Origin of the sequence: Sulfurovum sp. XGS-02 (assembly GCF_023213175.1) — a bacterium.
Lineage (GTDB): Bacteria > Campylobacterota > Campylobacteria > Campylobacterales > Sulfurovaceae > Sulfurovum.
Genome location: NZ_CP093312.1, coordinates 805,731 through 821,182 on the forward strand (window position 1 = coordinate 805,731; position 15,452 = coordinate 821,182).

Sequence of the window (15,452 nt, forward strand, 5' to 3'; positions counted from 1 at the left end):
ATGTTGCAATCATACTTTGATGAGAATTTTGTACAGCTTCCCCGAGGCTCTTTTCTTATGGGTTCTGATGATCCACTGGCCAAAGAGAGAGAAAAACCTCTGCATGAAGTACATATCAACTATGATATCGCTATGGCCAAGCGACCGGTGACGGTGGAAGAGTATATGCTCTTTGCACAGGCTACAGGAGCAGAAGTGCCTGAAGAGAGACATGAACATCTTGGGGTGGATGTACCCGTACGGCGTGTACGTTATCATGATGCCAAGGCGTATTGTGCATGGAAAACGCAAAGAGAGGGTGTGACCTACCGTCTTCCTACCGAAGCTGAATGGGAATATGCCTGTCGGGCCGGAAGTACCGGTAAGTTTTGTTTTGGGGATGATGAGGGTGAATTTGGTGCGTATGCCTGGTATGCGAACAACGCTGAAGGTGTGACCCATAATGTCGGTACCAAAAGACCCAATGCATGGGGATTGTACGATATGCACGGAAATGTATGGGAGTGGTGTGCAGACTGGTACAGTGAAACCTATGACAATACACCTACGGACGGATCAGCCTATAAAGTACCCAATGAGAAGGGTAGAGTCCTGCGTGGAGGTTCCTGGAACGGGAGTGCTGAGAACAGCCGCTGTGCTTCACGTATCAATCTGGGTTCCGGCGGTCGCAACTATTTTATAGGATTTCGTGTACTGATAGAACTATAGTTTCGTTCTCTAATGCAACAATAATCAAATAATAAGAGTAAAATTATATTAATTAACAAATGGTTAACATACATCCGTTATAATCCTTTTACTTAATTGACAAGGGGATATGAGAGATGAAGTATATTTTTTCCATGAAGATGGCTGTGTTTGTGTTGTTTGCTTTTGGTGCGCTGATCGGTATAGCAACATTTATTGAAAATGATTACGGCACGCAAACGGCTAAGGCGCTGATCTATAAAACGCAATGGTTCGAAGTCTTCTTGGGCTATTTTATTGCTATCCTCATCTACAATATCATCAAATACAAAAGTTATAAAACAAAACCCGCTGTTTTTCTTTTTCACTTCTCTTTCCTCGTGATTGCACTGGGTGCAGTTGTCACACGTTACATAGGTTATGAAGGTATCATGCATATACGTGAAGGCGAATCAAGCCATACTATGGTTTCAGATGCAAAGGTTCTGCAGCTTCATGCCACAGAGGGTAAGAAGAGCGCTACACTTGAAAAAGAGCTTTACTTCTCGACGATGACCGAGAATAGTGTAAACCAGAGTCTCATGGTCGGAGATAAAGAAGTAAAAGTTGAACTGCTCAAGTATTTACCGACAGCACAGGAAAAAGCGGTGCCGTCTGAAAAAGGGAAAAAGCTTTTAGAACTGAAGATCTCAACAGGCCAAAAAGGTGAGATCTACTATATCGCCAAAGGCGAGAGAAAAGATTTCGGCGGTTTTTATCTGGGGTATGATATCGAGCCAACAACCGATAAACCAACATTCCTTATCAAGGAAGATGGTGCAGGATATAAAGTTGAGTTCCCGTTTACACTCCAAACACTCAATATGAACGATAGAAGTTCAGGTGAATTAAAAGCAGGTGAAAATGAGTTCAAGAACAGAATGCTCTACCGATTTGGATCTAATGCGATAGTTTTAAAAGATGTACATGAAAAAGCGATCGTAAAGTTGGAGTCTCATGATCTTAAAACACAAAAAGGTCAGGCAGAGTATATGCAATGGAAAGTCAGTGTCGGAGATGACAGCAAGATCATTACCACACGCCCATATCAAGGAAAAATGGGAAAAATAAAGCAGATGGATCTCAATGGTGTACATATCGATATGCGTGTTGGAGCAAAATTGATCGACTTGCCGTTCTCTATCAAGCTGGAGAACTTCGATCTAGAACGTTATCCGGGTTCTATGACGCCTGCATCATATTCAAGTGACGTCGTACTGATCGACAAAGAACAAAATATCAATATGCCCTATAAGATCTATATGAACCACGTGCTTGACCATAGAAACTACCGCTTCTTCCAGTCCTCCTATGACCAGGATGAAAAAGGTACCGTACTTTCGGTGAACCATGACCCAGGAACTCTGCCTACCTATATCGGATATATCTTACTCACGATCGGAATGATATGGTCACTCTTTACACCTAGCGGAAGATTTCAAAAGCTTCTTAAGGGAGCAAGAAAACTACAGACATCTGCAGCAGCAGTAGCTTTTGTGGCACTGTTGGCACTGAACCCGCAACAGCTGAATGCCGCATCACCGACCATTGATGATGAGGTATTAAAAGCGATGAAGTCTTATGATATCGATCATGCAAAGAACTTTGGAAAAATTGCAGTACAGGACCACCAGGGACGTATGAAACCTATGGATACGGTCGCCCATGATGTGATCGCAAAGATCACAGGAAGGTCAGTGCTTTTTGATCTTGAACCTACACAAATGCTGCTGGGTATGATCATGCAGCCGGATCTATACCAAAATGTGCCGATGATCAAGATCGGGCACAAAAAGATCGCGGTAACACTCGGGCTTCCTGAAGATACAAAATATGCAAGATTTACAGATTTCTTCTCAGAGGATGATAACAGTTATAAGATCTTTTCCGCAGTCACGGAAGCCAGTCAAAAGAAGCCACTGGAAAAATCACAATATGATAAAGAACTCATCAAGATAGATGAAAGGGTCAATGTTGCCTTTATGGCATATCAGGGCTCACTTTTACGTATTTTCCCAAAACCAAACGATGCCAACAATAAATGGATGGCACCTCTGGATGCGATCAAGGCATTTCCTAAAGAGCAGGCTGATGCCGTGAGAATGAGTATCGCCGCCTATTTCCAAATGGTAGCACAGGGACTCAAAACAGGTGATTGGTCAAGAGCTGATCTTGCACTGACAGGGATACGCAAGTATCAGGAAAAATACGGATCTGAAGTGATACCAAGTAAAACGCATATTGATATGGAGATCAAATACAATAAATTCGGTCTTTTTGGTAAACTTGTACCACTTTATCTTTTACTGGGTATCGTACTTCTGATCTTTGCATTCATCAATGTACTTAAACCTGCATTCTCTATGAAATGGATCATGCGCGCAGCCTTGGCGATTCTTATCGTCGGGTTCGCCCTGCATATTGTCGGATTAGGTATCCGATGGTACATTTCAGGACATGCACCTTGGTCCAATGCCTATGAATCCATTGTATTTATCGCGGCTTCTACGGTGTTAGCAGGTATTATTCTAGCCAGACGTTCGCCGTTTGCTTTGGCCGGTACGGCTATCTTAGCAGGTGTGACCATGGGAGTAGCCCATATGAACTTCATCAACCCAGAGATCACCAATCTTGTACCGGTGCTTAAGTCCTATTGGCTCATGATACATGTTGCAACTATTATCTCGGGTGACGGTTTCTTCGGATTGGGTTCTATCTTGTCTCTTTTAGTACTGATACTCTATATCATGAGAGGTAAAAACGGGAATGAAAATATCGACCGTTCCATTAAAGAGTTGACAAACCTTTCTGAAATGGGACTGATCATAGGTCTTTTCCTATTGACCATTGGTAACTTTCTTGGCGGTGTTTGGGCCAATGAGAGTTGGGGACGCTACTGGGGTTGGGATCCAAAAGAGACCTGGGCGGCAGTGACGATACTGATCTATGCAACCGTACTGCATTTAAGATTTATCCCTGCACTGAAGTCAAACTTCATCTATAATGTAACGGCTACATGGGCATACTCTACCGTATTGATGACATACTTTGGTGTAAACTATTATCTTTCAGGGTTACACTCCTATGCAGCAGGTGATCCGGTACCTATCCCTATGTGGGTCTATTATGCCGTTGCAGGATTGTTTGTATTGACAGTTCTGGCTGCAAGAAATAGAAAGTTAAGCTAACTTCTAACCATATAAGGTTACTACGATACGGCGGCTTCCGCCGTGATCTCTGTGCTCTCCCAAATAGATCCCCTGCCACGTACCAAGATTCATCCTGCCATTTGTGATAGGGATGGTCAATGCACTTCCAATCATGGAAGCTTTGATGTGTGCGGGCATATCATCCTCACCTTCGTACGTGTGTATGTAGTAGGGCTTGTCATCTGAAATATCACTATAAAAGTTCTCCATATCCTCACGTACGGTAGGGTCTGCATTTTCATTGATACTCAGTGAAGCACTGGTATGTTTGATAAACAGATGTAAAAGGCCGGTCTCAATGGAGGGCATTGAACCTAGTGCTTTTTCTATCTCAGAGGTAATGAGATGGAAACCTCTGGACTTTGGTGATAGTGTGATTGTCTCTTGATATATAGCCATAGGGAAGTATACTATATATAACGCTTTTTTTATCCTTATACTATACCATGAAAGTATTACTGATACTTTTAAGAGTTATCTCTTCAGCTTTGTATTATATTTTATGACCTTATTTCATCAAAAGGAGAAGCATGTTGGAAGAGTTTAAAAGGTTTTTATGCTCATACTTTTTAATCAAGTCAATTTTCTAAGTTTGTTGACGGTTTGATATGGAACGACTAAGGTACTCTTATCGTATGTTCAACTTCTTTTTGAGCTTTTCTAATCTTGCTTTACCATTACGATACCCTTGCGCTACAGATTTTTCATACCAGTAAAGTGCCTTTTTATAATTGATTCCTACTCCCAATCCATATTCATAACGTGCACCTAGCATTCCTTGAGCTACACCCAGTCCACCGATTGCAGCTTTTTCACACCACTGAAAAGCTTTTTTTTCATCTTTTGGTATCTCTTTATTTGCATAATACAATTTGCTAATTTCATAATAAGAGTATACATCGTTTTGTGCAGCGGCCTTTTTAAACCAATACAAAGCTTTATGATGATTCCTTGGAGTCCCTTTACCTTGTTGATAAAACTTTCCTACTTTATATTGTGCTAGAATATGACCTCTATTTGCAGCATTCAAATAGTGTTTTAATGCTTTTTTCTCATCTCTTTGTATTCCATTTATACCGTATTCCAGACTTCTGGCAATTTGATATTGTTCACTCGCATCAATTTGTTTCGAAGTAACGGAGTTAAAGGATCGTGAGGCCCATTTCTCATTGTATTTAGAAACTTTATTGGTATTATGTATATTTTTCAAATAAGATATTCTATTTTTTGCAGCTTTATAACCCTGCTGATAAGCTTTTTCATACCAGTGAAGTGCTTTTTTATGATCAACATGAACCCCTTTGCCATTTTGATAGATATATCCTAATGTGTATTGTGAATAGGCATCACCTTTTTTGGCATTCTCAAGAAAGAGTGTGTACCCGTTTTTAAAGTCTTTTTCTCCTTCTCCAAAGACCATGAGATATGCTGCTTGTTTTTGGGCATCCTCATCTCCATTCTTAGCAAGATCCAGATATAGTTCAAGTGCTTTTTTCTTATCTTTTTGTTTAAGATATATGTGGGCAAGCTCTATTTTGGCGTTTTTACTATTTTGTTTGGAGGCATGTGTTAACCAATAGATAGACCTATTATCATCTTTACTAGAGATAGATCCCTTATAATAGATCTCTCCAAGATGAAGTTGGGAGAAAACATCTCCATTTTTAGCTGCCCTTTCATACCACTCTAAAGCTTTTTCTTTATCCTGTTCAGCACTATAACCTCTTTCATATATCTGTCCAAGTGCGCGCTGTGCTTCAGAATTTCCAAAATATGCGGCCAAATGGTAACGCAGAGTATCAAATCTTGTAACATCTTCTACACGCATTTTTTGAGGTTGCGTAAAGAGTGTATAGAGAGCAAAAAGCATTATAGCAGTAAGTGCTCCAATCCTGAGTTTAAAAGAAATTAAATCTGTTTTTGGATTATTTGGAGCAATAGGTTCAACCCTTTCTACAGGTTCACTAAAAATATTATTGAGCAGTGTTTTGATCTCTTGAAGTGTTTTGGGTCTATTATTAGGATCAGTGGATACCATACTATTGATAAGCTCACATAAAAGTATCGAGTAACTGCTATTTGGAGTGAGTAGCTTGATGGAGTTTTCTGTCACAGGAATATTTTTATTTACCATAGTGTACATCAACAATCCAAGCTCATATATGATCTGGGGAGCATCATCTTTTGAATAAAGTGCAAACTCATTATATCCGGCAAGCATTACTTTAAAATCTTTCGAGATATATAGCATATCCGCTCTTATGCGACGAATCATTATTCCATTATGTTGTAATGCCAGAAGCAGTTCTGTCAAAGATGCAGCAAACCTACAAATTTGTTCTTCTGTATATGAAGAGGTGACATTATCCTGTAAGCTCTTTTGCAGTACTTCTCTCTCAATATAGTCTGAGACAGTATATACTGTTCCGTTAGCTTCAAAAATACCGGTTACGCGCGACATATATGGATGGCTAAAGTCTTTAAGTTTACTGGCAGTCTCTGTCCATATGGCTTTACGACTATTAAAGGATTTATTTTTTGTTGGATGTACATAAACCATAAATGTATCATCTTCTTTCATAAATCGTTTGGCAATATCTTTTGGAAAAAATTCAGTTAAAAACATATGACGGTTTAATCGCATATCTTCGATATGGTATGTAATTGTATCGGCATTGCTTGCTACTACACTTTTTATCCAATAATGCCTAATTTGTGTACCTTTTGATAATGCATACAGATCATCACTCATCATATGTCCTTGAAAAAAAAGAAGTAAATATCATTTATTTTTTTACTTTTATATATAAAAAAAAATTATTATATAGGATTAGTATATAAGGAAGCTTAATTAAATCTTAATATTGATAGAATCGAAAAACCAAAAAAAGGGAACAAATGAAAAAGATAAAGTATTAGAAAAAGAGCTTAGAAAAATATTTGTTTATCTTGCAAGTACAGGTGAAGTAGATACTACGAAATCATTTGTCAGTAATGGAATTTGTAGCAAATATCAAGGTCTATGTACTCTTGCTATGGTTGCTGCAAGACATGAGAAGCTTGATCCGGTATAAAATATAATCAAGAAAGAGAATTAGGTATGGCAACACTTGGAGATCATAGCATTTATGTCGACCTAGATGAAACAGAAAAGTATATTCCATTTTTAGATTGGGTTAGTCCTTCTTTAATATGTGTATTCGGTGCAATTTTAGTTGTTTTTGGTTTATGGTTGTATTGGACTGTTTATTGGGATCTTAGAAATGCTCCTGCTTTTCATAAAAAACTGAAAGATCTCGAGATAAAAGAGAAAAACAAAGAAGAACTTGGTTTTGGTGATCGTGTTAACTTGAAGATACCACGTATTGCAACAATTGTATCAAAGATTTCTATGATAAGTGGGCTTATTGCTATTGTAATTGGCTGCATAAGTAAAATAGTGTTTTAATAAATGATTGATTTAAAAGGAATAATTTTATGAAAGAATGTCCAAGTTGTAATGAAAAAACAGTTCCAATTAAATGGTTGCTGTTGAACAAGTCTGAAAATACAACCAAGTACTGTTTTCAGTGTCCAAGTTGTGATGTAAAACTTCGCAAACAAAAGTTTTTTATTTTAGAATTACTTACATCAGGTGCTTTGACGGAAGGAACTTTAGTCTTATTAATGGCTATTGTAGTGAATAGGTTTTTCAATGATTTCACATATTCAGTTTTAACTTCAATATTCTTCTTTTCAATTGTACATTTTAGTATTGAATACTTTGTCCCTTTGAAAATAGCAGATAAGAGTTATTGCATTGGAGGCATGACAAGGGTTGGTGCTTTTTTTGCTTTGATCTTTATAGGACTAATTGTTCTCATGACAATATATTGTTTAGTTATTCAACCATTTATACTACATCAGTCACCATGCAGTTGATGAATAATAAAACGTAGAAAATATAGAAAAAGGAAAGCAGTGAGCAAAACTTTAATTATTGTTGGATTGGGAATAGCGTATCTATCGTGGATCCAAAAAAAAGAAATAGAATATATTGAGAAAAAAAATCACGAAAATGCAATTGGTACAGAAAGTGTAATAAACAGAAGAAACAGAGTTAAAGATAAATTATTAAATAATGAAAAACTGACAGTATCTGAATGGTGTTTTTGGTATTCCTATACGATAATGTCTTCTGCTTTGAAATATGGTTTGTATGGTGGTCTTATCTTAAGTAGTATCGGGATTATATTGTTAATTATCAAATAAGAGGTAATAAAACCTTATAAAATTATCTATTCTATAAGGTTTATGGTCTCAGGCTGATTGCTTTTTACCTTCTTCGATCGCCAATAATACACCATCCCAAAACTTTATTCTGGCACTGATGGCATGAAGAGCAGCTTCTTCCGCTTCTATGATCTTTGCTTTATCTCCTTCACATAACAAGTCAAGCATACGTAAAGACATGGGCCCATGATGGTCTCCATCCAGTTCTATATGACGATCTAGATAATAATGAAAGACTTCTGCTTCCTCTCGTGATATTTTCATTTTATCCAGCAGTGCACGGAACATTTCAGGGATGATGTGTTCTCTACCCAAAGCAAAGGCTGCGGCAATAACATGAGGCTTATCACTATGAACAAAGTCAAATGTTGTTTCCATAAATGCTTTCGCAGGAGAGGGGATTTGAACAGTGTTGAGTGCACTCTCCAAAGAGTCTGATGTCACTTTGTTTATAAACGTGTTAATGAGTGCACTGCTTCCTTTTTTTACTTCCTCCATAGCTGTTCTGTAAAGGTCAAAATGACTGGTGTAAGTGGGAGTGCCATCTTCCAGAGGAAGACCTTCATCTGACTCTTCTTCCAGTACGATGTCATTGATGAAACGCTGTACTTGTGCATCACCGTGAGGAAGCCATGGGGTGCTTGCAGGTGCGATCTGGTTTTGCAGGTATTTCACCAAGGACATAAAATCCCAAACTGAGTAGATATGATGCTGCATAAAGATGGTGAGATCATCCATATCTGTTACTGCTGCATATACTGGGTGAGTTGCAAGCTCTTTTCTGAGGCGTTTTACATTGTCAAGTGGGAAAGTTGTCATAGGGTATACTCTTTATTTTTTTAAAATAGTCTAACTAAAATAGTTAAATGATGCTAGTTTTGTCCCAAAGTAACAGTATATATGAAGCATATGCTACTTTAAGACCCGAAAACTATTTAAGTATCCTCTTTATCGCTTCCGAACAGGTAGTAAGGCCAACAGCGCCTGTTACTGCAACACAAGAACCTTTCTCTATGCATTTGGCTTGTTCAGGTGAAAAGACGACAGTAAAATTTCGGTCAAATTTTGCTTTTTTGAGTTCGTTACGTATTTTTCTTGCGAGTGCATCACCATGGGTTTTCCAAATGGAAGTCACTTCGATCTTGTTGGTATCATAACGTTTGGCTGAACCCAGTGCCATGATGAGCTTTTTGTAACATTTTTTGGCTACTTCTATCTTCACTTTGGTCGTATCTGCAGCATCAATGACAATGTCATAAGGCTCAAAATCGAACTCTTTTACCCATGCCACGGTCATATGCTGGTGGATGGTCTTGATACCGGGGTAAAGATCTTTGAGACGGTCAACCTTGATCATTCCTACTGCGTCTGAACCTATCTGCCTGTTCTGGTTGGTCTCATCATAGATATCATAGTCCAAGATGGTAATGTCACTTATACCTGAACGATAGAGGCAATCAAGCGCATAAGAACCTACACCACCAACACCTAGAATAAGGATCTTGGCTTCTTGTAACTTTTCAAAATTTTCATCTCCGAAGAGCATGCGGCAACGTTGGAATCTCATAGCCATGCATCCAATGAGCTGATATCATCATAGCTTGTCATATCCAGTTGTACAGGTGTAATAGAAACATAACCATCGTTGATTGCTTCGAAATCTGTGAGATGACCTTGTGTCTCCATCCAGCCTAAAGCAGGCAGACCAATCCAGTAGTACTCTTTGCCCCGTGGATTATGATGTACTTCAGCATGGTGTGTATAGAGACGGTTTCCTGCACGTGTCACTTTAAAACCGTTACACTCTGATGCGGCTATAGGCGGGATATTGATATTTAAAAATTTACGTGAAGGCAGTGGGAACTCATTGGCAAATATTTTTTCTACAAGGGTGACGATGCTTTTTTGTGCCAGTTCATATCCGAACTCTTTGATACTCTCACCTTTGTTTTTATAGACCTGAGAGATGGCAATACCCGGAATACCTTGCAGAACAGCTTCCATTGCAGCAGATGCAGTCCCGGAGTAGGTGATATCTTCACCCATATTTGCACCTATATTGATGCCTGAGATAACAATATCCGGTCGCTTCTCTTTAGTAAAAACCTTGTTGAGTGCCAGAAAAACACAATCGGTCGGTGTTCCGTCATCCAGTTTATAAAAATCCTTTTCAATCTCTACGAAATTGAGAGGTTTGGTCAGTGTCAGAGAGTGCCCGCATGCTGACTTCTCTGTGGTTGGTGCGACAACACTGACATGCCCTAAAGGTTTAAGTGCTTCAACCAGTGCTTCCAGTCCTTCAGACTCGAATCCATCATCATTAGTGACTAATATTTGCTTCATTCTACGTACTTTATTGGATTATTTTAGCGCTATTATAACCTTTTTGGTATAATACCTACAATTTAGAAATGAATTCATTATGTAAAAAGGACCTATCGTGCAAAAAGAGCCGATGTTAAAAGTAACATACAACAAACTTTCAGAAGAACTTGAACACTTGAAATCTGTAGAGAGAGGTGCTATAGCCAAAGTGATAGATGAGGCAAGAGAACTCGGTGATCTTAAGGAAAATGCAGAGTATCATGCAGCCAAGGATAAGCAAGGTTTGATGGAAGCACGTATTGCAGAATTGACAGATATCGTAGGCCGTGCACAGGTAGTAGACCCTTCTACATTACCTCATACTAGAGTGAGTTTCGGATCAACTGTAGAACTGACCGATCAAAATAGCGGTGAAGAGGTACACTATACTATCGTAGGGGGTACAGAATCAGATCCCTCCAAAGGGTTGATCTCTATTCAGTCTCCTATGGCCCGTGCATTGATAGGTAAAGAGGAGGGCGATGAAGTATCACTTGTACTTCCTAGCGGTAAAAAGACATATGATATCGAAGAGATCTCTTATAAAGAGATCATACTCGATTAAGAAGGTATAAGATGGTAAAAGTAGGTGTTGTAGGAGCCAGTGGATACACAGGGCTTGAACTGGTAAAGATGTTGGTGAATCATGATGGTTTTCAGCTGACCTATCTTGCGACAACGCAGGGAGATACGATGATAGAAACACTGCATCCTTCTCTGGTCGATGTTATCAGCTTGCCTGTAGAAAAAGCAGATGCCGACTCTGTGGCTGAACGCTGTGAACTTGTCTTCCTGGCCCTTCCTCATAAAGCCTCTATGGGCTTCGCGAAAAAGCTTTTGGATAAAGGGATTAAAGTCGTTGACCTCTCAGCCGATTATCGTTTGGAACTTGATACGTATGAAGCACACTATTGTTCACATGAGGATATAGGGCATTTGGATGATGCGACCTATGCACTGATCGAGTATTACAGAGAAGAGTTGAAAGAAACGAAACTTGCTGCAGGGCCTGGATGTTATCCTACGGCAACACTGCTGGGTATTTTACCGTTCATACCGTATCTTGATACCTCGGCACCTCTTTTTGTTGATGCAAAGTCGGGTGTGAGCGGTGCAGGTAAAACACTGAGCGAGACTGCACATTTTGTCACGATCAATGATAATATCTTTGCCTACAACCCGATCAAACACAGACATGCACCCGAAATAGCAGAGAAGATAGAAAAAGTACACGGCGCTAAAATGAATGTCAATTTTGTGCCTCATCTTATCCCTGCGACACGGGGTGAACTGGTCTCTGTCTATGCAACCTTAAAAGAGGATATCGATCCGCTTGAAGTGTTGAAGAAACACTATGCGAACGATCCTTTTATCCGTATCAGAGAGACACCTGTCGATATCAAAAGTACGGCAGGAACACACTTTTGTGATATCTTTGCAGCCAAAAACGGCAATGCACTTTTTGTCTCTTCTGCCATAGACAACCTCTTGCGTGGTGCAAGTTCTCAGGCACTTGTGGCTGCAAATTTGATGTGTGGGTATGATGAAGGTATGGGTATTCCAACGATCGCCTACATTCCATAAATCTTGCTTGGTGATATTTTTTATTAAAAAAATGATGAGAGAAACAAAGCCTCAATGATGATAAGAGGTAATTTGAAAAATGGAAGGGTAGCAATGCATATAATCAAGGAAAATGCCTTATTCATTGCTGACTCCCATTACCCCCATCACGGAGATGAATTTTTAGTTTTACTGAAGAAGCTGGAGAGTGGGGAACTACAAACCCCTCAGCTCTTTTTGATGGGTGACAACTTTGATCTACTCTTTGGACATAATGACTACATACAGACCTTTTCAAAAGAGGCTATAGCGCTTTTACGAATACTTTCACAAAAACTTGATATCTACTACTTTGAAGGAAACCATGATTTCTGCCTCAAAGATGTGTTCCCCGATATCCATGTATACAGCAGAGATGAGCAGCCTGTCATGTTTCAGCTGGAAGAGAAAAATGTGGCGATCTCCCATGGTGACAAATATGCTACAGGATTGGGTTATGACCTCTACTGTAAAATATTACGAAACAAAAAGACACTGACATTCCTTAAACCTTTTGAAAAGGCTATCATCGATCATCGTATGAATAAGTTGTCAAAAAAACATATCTGTTTTACCTTTCACGGCTTTGAGAAAAGGGTGGAAGAGATACTGGAACACTATAGTGATGCGGACCTTGTAATAGAAGGCCACTTTCATCAGTGCAAAACACTAGGTAAATATATTTCTTTGCCCTCATTGGCATGCCAGGGTATGGTAGGTATCATAGAAGAGGGTGAAATGCACTTTAAGACATTGTAATGGTTTATATCACACTTTTTGCGGTGGCGTTTCTCTCTGCCACACTGTTACCATTGGGAAGTGAAGGATTGCTTCTTTACGATATCTCTCAAAATTACTCACTGATACTCTTATGGATCTTTGCAACGCTGGGTAATACATTGGGAGCGATGGTGAATTACTGGTTAGGTTTAAAAGGTGAAACTTACCTTGAAGAAAAAGGACACCTTTCAGCACAAAAGATGGAAAAAGCAAGAGGTTTTTTTGACAGGTATGGAGGTTGGACCCTCCTGTTGTCATGGGCTCCCATTATCGGGGATCCATTGACTTTTATAGCAGGAGTATTACGTTATAAATTTAAGTGGTTTGCGACTATTGTAGCGGTAGCTAAAGGAACACGTTATGCCATCGTCATCTTTTTAGCAAGCAGTCTGTCCGTATAGAACGAACCAAATGGGATCAGTGACAAGAATGAGTAGAGTCCTGTTGCCTTCAAACTAAAACCGGCTTCTCTCTTCGCTTCAATGATCTGGTAGATAAAAGCAAATACGAGCAGACCGTGCAGCATACCTACGATTTTAGTGGCTATAGGGTAGCCAAAACTATATTTCAAAGGCATAGCGATGAAGATCAGGATGATAAATGAGATTCCTTCTATTTTGTTGATCAAACGGAACTTTTGTAATTCAGACATATAGTCTCCTAATTATGTTTTTTGTGAGTATATCAGAAGAAGTTTAACAATCATAGTTTTTAAGCTATAATGATTTATCGATATGAAAAGGAGATTAAGATGCAAACTGAAACGTTAGATGACAAAAACATTCCGGAGTATGATTTTGATATCATAGAGATGATCAAAGCAGGTTTTAAACGTATAGAAGGTGTCAAGGGCATCTTTCTGGCTGCATTTGCTGTCTATGTGGTTGTCTCTGTGATCGTCCAGGTTATCTTAGGCACTGTTTTCCCTTCTCCGCCACCTCCGGCTGAACCAAATTATCTGAACCAGATGATCGTGACTATTTTGAGTTATCCGGTACTTATGCCGCTTATTGTAGGTATTATCATGCTTGCTATCCACTACTCACGAGGAGAGCCTTTAGCGTTTCAATCTATATTTAATTACTATCATCTTACGGGTAGACTGTCATTAGCTGCACTACTCATCTATATTATGACGGTGATAGGTTTTGTACTGCTTATTCTTCCGGGTATCTATTTGAGTATCGCCTATGTCTTTACTTTACCGCTTATAGCAGATAAAGGAATGGATATCTGGGAAGCAATGGAGCTTTCCAGAAAAACGGTCACGAAACACTGGTTCAAGGTTTTTGGCCTCTTCTTTCTACTAAGTCTGATTATGGCACTGGGAGCATTGGCACTGGGTATCGGCCTTATCTGGGCAGTGCCATTGTTATTTGTGACACTTTACGGATTGCTCTATCCGTTGATCTTTGATGGTATCAATGTTTAAATAGAAGCAGAGGGTCTCCGGTCATACTGCGAGGCCTTTGAAGTGATGTTATCCTATCAAATCCGAACAGAGATCAAAACGGTTGTGTGTCATCAAGTGCACTTTTCCATGGATATCCATCATCTCATCAAAGATACGCTTCGAAAGGGCAAATCCTACTTCCTGCTCTTTTTCTTCTCCGTCCATCGCTGCAAGGTTCATCTCATCTATAATGTCTTTAGGCACAGAGATACCAGGGACCTTGTCATCAATGAAGTTGGCTGTTTTTGCCCTTACGATAGGGAACTGTCCTAGTACAAGCTGGGCTTCTTTTGCTGTATCACGTATACTCAGTGCTTTGGCCTCTTCAAAAAGCGCTAAGAGTTCTTTGGCATTTTCTAGAGTATAGACCGGCTGGGTGATGATGGCGCGTGCACCGTAATTGAGTTTTTTGAGCATACGTTTTTTCAGGCTGTTCATATCTTTTGCAGTCGCATTGCTCACAGCAAATGGATAGATAGGTTTAGGTGCGGGATTTAACGGCTTATTGCTGTAGTCGACCCCTTTGTTGAGGTGGTAGATGATACTCAAAAGCAGGGTAGAATCACGCTCCAGAACACCTTTAACCTCCGGTTGGTCTGAAAGCTTCGCCGGATCTCCGGTCAGTGCCAGTATACAGCGAAGGTCGAAGTCATTGGCTCCAAGAAGGCTTGATTGCAGTGAGAGCTTGTTTTTGTCTCTCATACTCATTGTCGCAATGACAGGCTTTCCAAATGTCTGCTGTACTTTGATGGCAGAGAGTACCCCTGACATTTTCAGTTTTGCCAAAGGGTTGTCCGTACATGAAAAACCTGTGACTTTGTTTTGTAGATCGTGTTTTTTAATGTCGGCTATGATGCCATCTATGGAGGCTCCGTGAGGAGGGTTTATCTCCACCGTAATGAACTTCTTATCGTTACAAAGAATGTCGCAAAATTTTTCAAACATGAATATACTCTTTATAGTTATAGTTTAATTAGTTATAATTCTACCTAAATAATGCATAGAGGGTTATTACAGAATGACCAAAGCATAATATATTAACAAAT

General features: G+C 39.4%; 18 protein-coding genes. 11 read left to right on the top strand and 7 right to left on the bottom strand.

Translation table 11 applies throughout. The features are described 5' to 3' along the window. Positions 1-708 carry an SUMF1/EgtB/PvdO family nonheme iron enzyme gene (locus tag MN086_RS04020; RefSeq protein ID WP_248576770.1) on the top strand — a complete coding sequence of 236 codons (708 nt, stop codon included), beginning with the start codon at positions 1-3 and terminating at the stop codon, positions 706-708. Between the two features lie 116 nt (positions 709-824). Continuing rightward, the gene (ccsA, locus tag MN086_RS04025) at positions 825-3,914 is read left to right on the top strand and encodes a cytochrome c biogenesis protein (RefSeq protein WP_248576771.1); all 3,090 of its coding nucleotides are present in this window, start codon (positions 825-827) and stop codon (positions 3,912-3,914) included. A gap of 3 nt (positions 3,915-3,917) precedes the next feature. Here the strand turns inward: ccsA and MN086_RS04030 are convergent, their stop codons facing one another. After that, positions 3,918-4,334 (bottom strand): secondary thiamine-phosphate synthase enzyme YjbQ, encoded by a 417-nt coding sequence (locus MN086_RS04030; RefSeq protein WP_248576772.1) that lies wholly within the window; start codon positions 4,332-4,334, stop codon positions 3,918-3,920. Positions 4,335-4,563: 229 nt separating this feature from the next. After that, positions 4,564-6,687 carry a Sel1-like repeat-containing protein kinase family protein gene (locus MN086_RS04035; protein WP_248576773.1) on the bottom strand — a complete coding sequence of 708 codons (2,124 nt, stop codon included), beginning with the start codon at positions 6,685-6,687 and terminating at the stop codon, positions 4,564-4,566. 112 nt (positions 6,688-6,799) lie between these two features. Between MN086_RS04035 and MN086_RS04040 the strand changes: the two genes are divergently transcribed. From MN086_RS04040 to MN086_RS04055, 4 genes are read left to right on the top strand one after another with little or no spacing between them, the layout of a single operon-like run. After that, the gene (locus tag MN086_RS04040) at positions 6,800-7,009 is read left to right on the top strand and encodes a hypothetical protein (protein ID WP_248576774.1); all 210 of its coding nucleotides are present in this window, start codon (positions 6,800-6,802) and stop codon (positions 7,007-7,009) included. 26 nt (positions 7,010-7,035) lie between these two features. Beyond that, complete coding sequence (locus MN086_RS04045) at positions 7,036-7,383, top strand: sortase (RefSeq protein WP_248576775.1); 348 nt, start codon at positions 7,036-7,038, stop codon at positions 7,381-7,383. A gap of 29 nt (positions 7,384-7,412) precedes the next feature. Next, a complete protein-coding gene (locus MN086_RS04050; RefSeq protein WP_248576776.1) occupies positions 7,413-7,856 on the top strand; it encodes a hypothetical protein in 444 nt (147 codons plus the stop codon). Positions 7,857-7,895: 39 nt separating this feature from the next. Continuing rightward, the gene (locus MN086_RS04055; protein ID WP_248576777.1) at positions 7,896-8,186 is read left to right on the top strand and encodes a hypothetical protein; all 291 of its coding nucleotides are present in this window, start codon (positions 7,896-7,898) and stop codon (positions 8,184-8,186) included. A gap of 48 nt (positions 8,187-8,234) precedes the next feature. Here the strand turns inward: MN086_RS04055 and MN086_RS04060 are convergent, their stop codons facing one another. The 3 genes from MN086_RS04060 to surE all read right to left on the bottom strand — a co-directional run bounded on the left by MN086_RS04060 (position 8,235) and on the right by surE (position 10,550). Next, complete coding sequence (locus MN086_RS04060; protein WP_248576778.1) at positions 8,235-9,026, bottom strand: DUF3050 domain-containing protein; 792 nt, start codon at positions 9,024-9,026, stop codon at positions 8,235-8,237. Between the two features lie 112 nt (positions 9,027-9,138). Then, positions 9,139-9,774: a ThiF family adenylyltransferase gene (locus MN086_RS04065; RefSeq protein ID WP_248576779.1), complete on the bottom strand. Its 636-nt coding sequence runs from the start codon at positions 9,772-9,774 to the stop codon at positions 9,139-9,141. Then, positions 9,771-10,550 (bottom strand): 5'/3'-nucleotidase SurE, encoded by a 780-nt coding sequence (surE, locus tag MN086_RS04070; protein WP_248576780.1) that lies wholly within the window; start codon positions 10,548-10,550, stop codon positions 9,771-9,773. The genes MN086_RS04065 and surE overlap by 4 nt, the downstream gene beginning before the upstream one ends. A gap of 97 nt (positions 10,551-10,647) precedes the next feature. Between surE and greA the strand changes: the two genes are divergently transcribed. The 4 genes from greA to MN086_RS04090 all read left to right on the top strand — a co-directional run bounded on the left by greA (position 10,648) and on the right by MN086_RS04090 (position 13,354). Further along, positions 10,648-11,136, top strand: a complete 489-nt coding sequence (gene greA / locus MN086_RS04075) for a transcription elongation factor GreA (RefSeq protein WP_248576781.1) — start codon at positions 10,648-10,650, stop codon at positions 11,134-11,136. A gap of 11 nt (positions 11,137-11,147) precedes the next feature. Next, the gene (gene argC, locus MN086_RS04080) at positions 11,148-12,155 is read left to right on the top strand and encodes an N-acetyl-gamma-glutamyl-phosphate reductase (protein WP_248576782.1); all 1,008 of its coding nucleotides are present in this window, start codon (positions 11,148-11,150) and stop codon (positions 12,153-12,155) included. Between the two features lie 93 nt (positions 12,156-12,248). Further along, positions 12,249-12,932, top strand: a complete 684-nt coding sequence (locus MN086_RS04085) for a UDP-2,3-diacylglucosamine diphosphatase (RefSeq protein ID WP_248576783.1) — start codon at positions 12,249-12,251, stop codon at positions 12,930-12,932. Further along, on the top strand, positions 12,932-13,354 hold the full coding sequence (locus tag MN086_RS04090) for a YqaA family protein (protein WP_248576784.1): 423 nt from the start codon (positions 12,932-12,934) through the stop codon (positions 13,352-13,354). The genes MN086_RS04085 and MN086_RS04090 overlap by 1 nt, the downstream gene beginning before the upstream one ends. On the opposite strand, the gene MN086_RS04095 is transcribed toward MN086_RS04090, so the two are convergent. Further along, on the bottom strand, positions 13,312-13,605 hold the full coding sequence (locus tag MN086_RS04095) for a DUF3817 domain-containing protein (RefSeq protein WP_248576785.1): 294 nt from the start codon (positions 13,603-13,605) through the stop codon (positions 13,312-13,314). The two genes, MN086_RS04090 and MN086_RS04095, sit on opposite strands and share 43 nt — an antisense overlap. Positions 13,606-13,704: 99 nt before the next feature. Between MN086_RS04095 and MN086_RS04100 the strand changes: the two genes are divergently transcribed. Further along, positions 13,705-14,385: a hypothetical protein gene (locus MN086_RS04100; RefSeq protein ID WP_248576786.1), complete on the top strand. Its 681-nt coding sequence runs from the start codon at positions 13,705-13,707 to the stop codon at positions 14,383-14,385. A gap of 48 nt (positions 14,386-14,433) precedes the next feature. Here MN086_RS04100 and MN086_RS04105 read toward each other — a convergent pair whose 3' ends face one another. After that, positions 14,434-15,351: a methylenetetrahydrofolate reductase gene (locus tag MN086_RS04105; RefSeq protein ID WP_248576787.1), complete on the bottom strand. Its 918-nt coding sequence runs from the start codon at positions 15,349-15,351 to the stop codon at positions 14,434-14,436. Between the last annotated feature and the right edge of the window lie 101 nt (positions 15,352-15,452).

What these genes read in the sequence shown, in the direction of transcription:
- MN086_RS04020 (WP_248576770.1), top strand. Translation starts at nt 1, where the DNA reads ATGTTGCAATCATACTTTGATGAGAATTTTGTACAGCTTCCCCGAGGC.
- ccsA (WP_248576771.1), top strand. Translation starts at nt 825, where the DNA reads ATGAAGTATATTTTTTCCATGAAGATGGCTGTGTTTGTGTTGTTTGCT.
- MN086_RS04030 (WP_248576772.1), bottom strand. Translation starts at nt 4,334, where the DNA reads ATGGCTATATATCAAGAGACAATCACACTATCACCAAAGTCCAGAGGT.
- MN086_RS04035 (WP_248576773.1), bottom strand. Translation starts at nt 6,687, where the DNA reads ATGAGTGATGATCTGTATGCATTATCAAAAGGTACACAAATTAGGCAT.
- MN086_RS04045 (WP_248576775.1), top strand. Translation starts at nt 7,036, where the DNA reads ATGGCAACACTTGGAGATCATAGCATTTATGTCGACCTAGATGAAACA.
- MN086_RS04050 (WP_248576776.1), top strand. Translation starts at nt 7,413, where the DNA reads ATGAAAGAATGTCCAAGTTGTAATGAAAAAACAGTTCCAATTAAATGG.
- MN086_RS04060 (WP_248576778.1), bottom strand. Translation starts at nt 9,026, where the DNA reads ATGACAACTTTCCCACTTGACAATGTAAAACGCCTCAGAAAAGAGCTT.
- MN086_RS04065 (WP_248576779.1), bottom strand. Translation starts at nt 9,774, where the DNA reads ATGAGATTCCAACGTTGCCGCATGCTCTTCGGAGATGAAAATTTTGAA.
- surE (WP_248576780.1), bottom strand. Translation starts at nt 10,550, where the DNA reads ATGAAGCAAATATTAGTCACTAATGATGATGGATTCGAGTCTGAAGGA.
- argC (WP_248576782.1), top strand. Translation starts at nt 11,148, where the DNA reads ATGGTAAAAGTAGGTGTTGTAGGAGCCAGTGGATACACAGGGCTTGAA.
- MN086_RS04085 (WP_248576783.1), top strand. Translation starts at nt 12,249, where the DNA reads ATGCATATAATCAAGGAAAATGCCTTATTCATTGCTGACTCCCATTAC.
- MN086_RS04090 (WP_248576784.1), top strand. Translation starts at nt 12,932, where the DNA reads ATGGTTTATATCACACTTTTTGCGGTGGCGTTTCTCTCTGCCACACTG.
- MN086_RS04095 (WP_248576785.1), bottom strand. Translation starts at nt 13,605, where the DNA reads ATGTCTGAATTACAAAAGTTCCGTTTGATCAACAAAATAGAAGGAATC.
- MN086_RS04100 (WP_248576786.1), top strand. Translation starts at nt 13,705, where the DNA reads ATGCAAACTGAAACGTTAGATGACAAAAACATTCCGGAGTATGATTTT.
- MN086_RS04105 (WP_248576787.1), bottom strand. Translation starts at nt 15,351, where the DNA reads ATGTTTGAAAAATTTTGCGACATTCTTTGTAACGATAAGAAGTTCATT.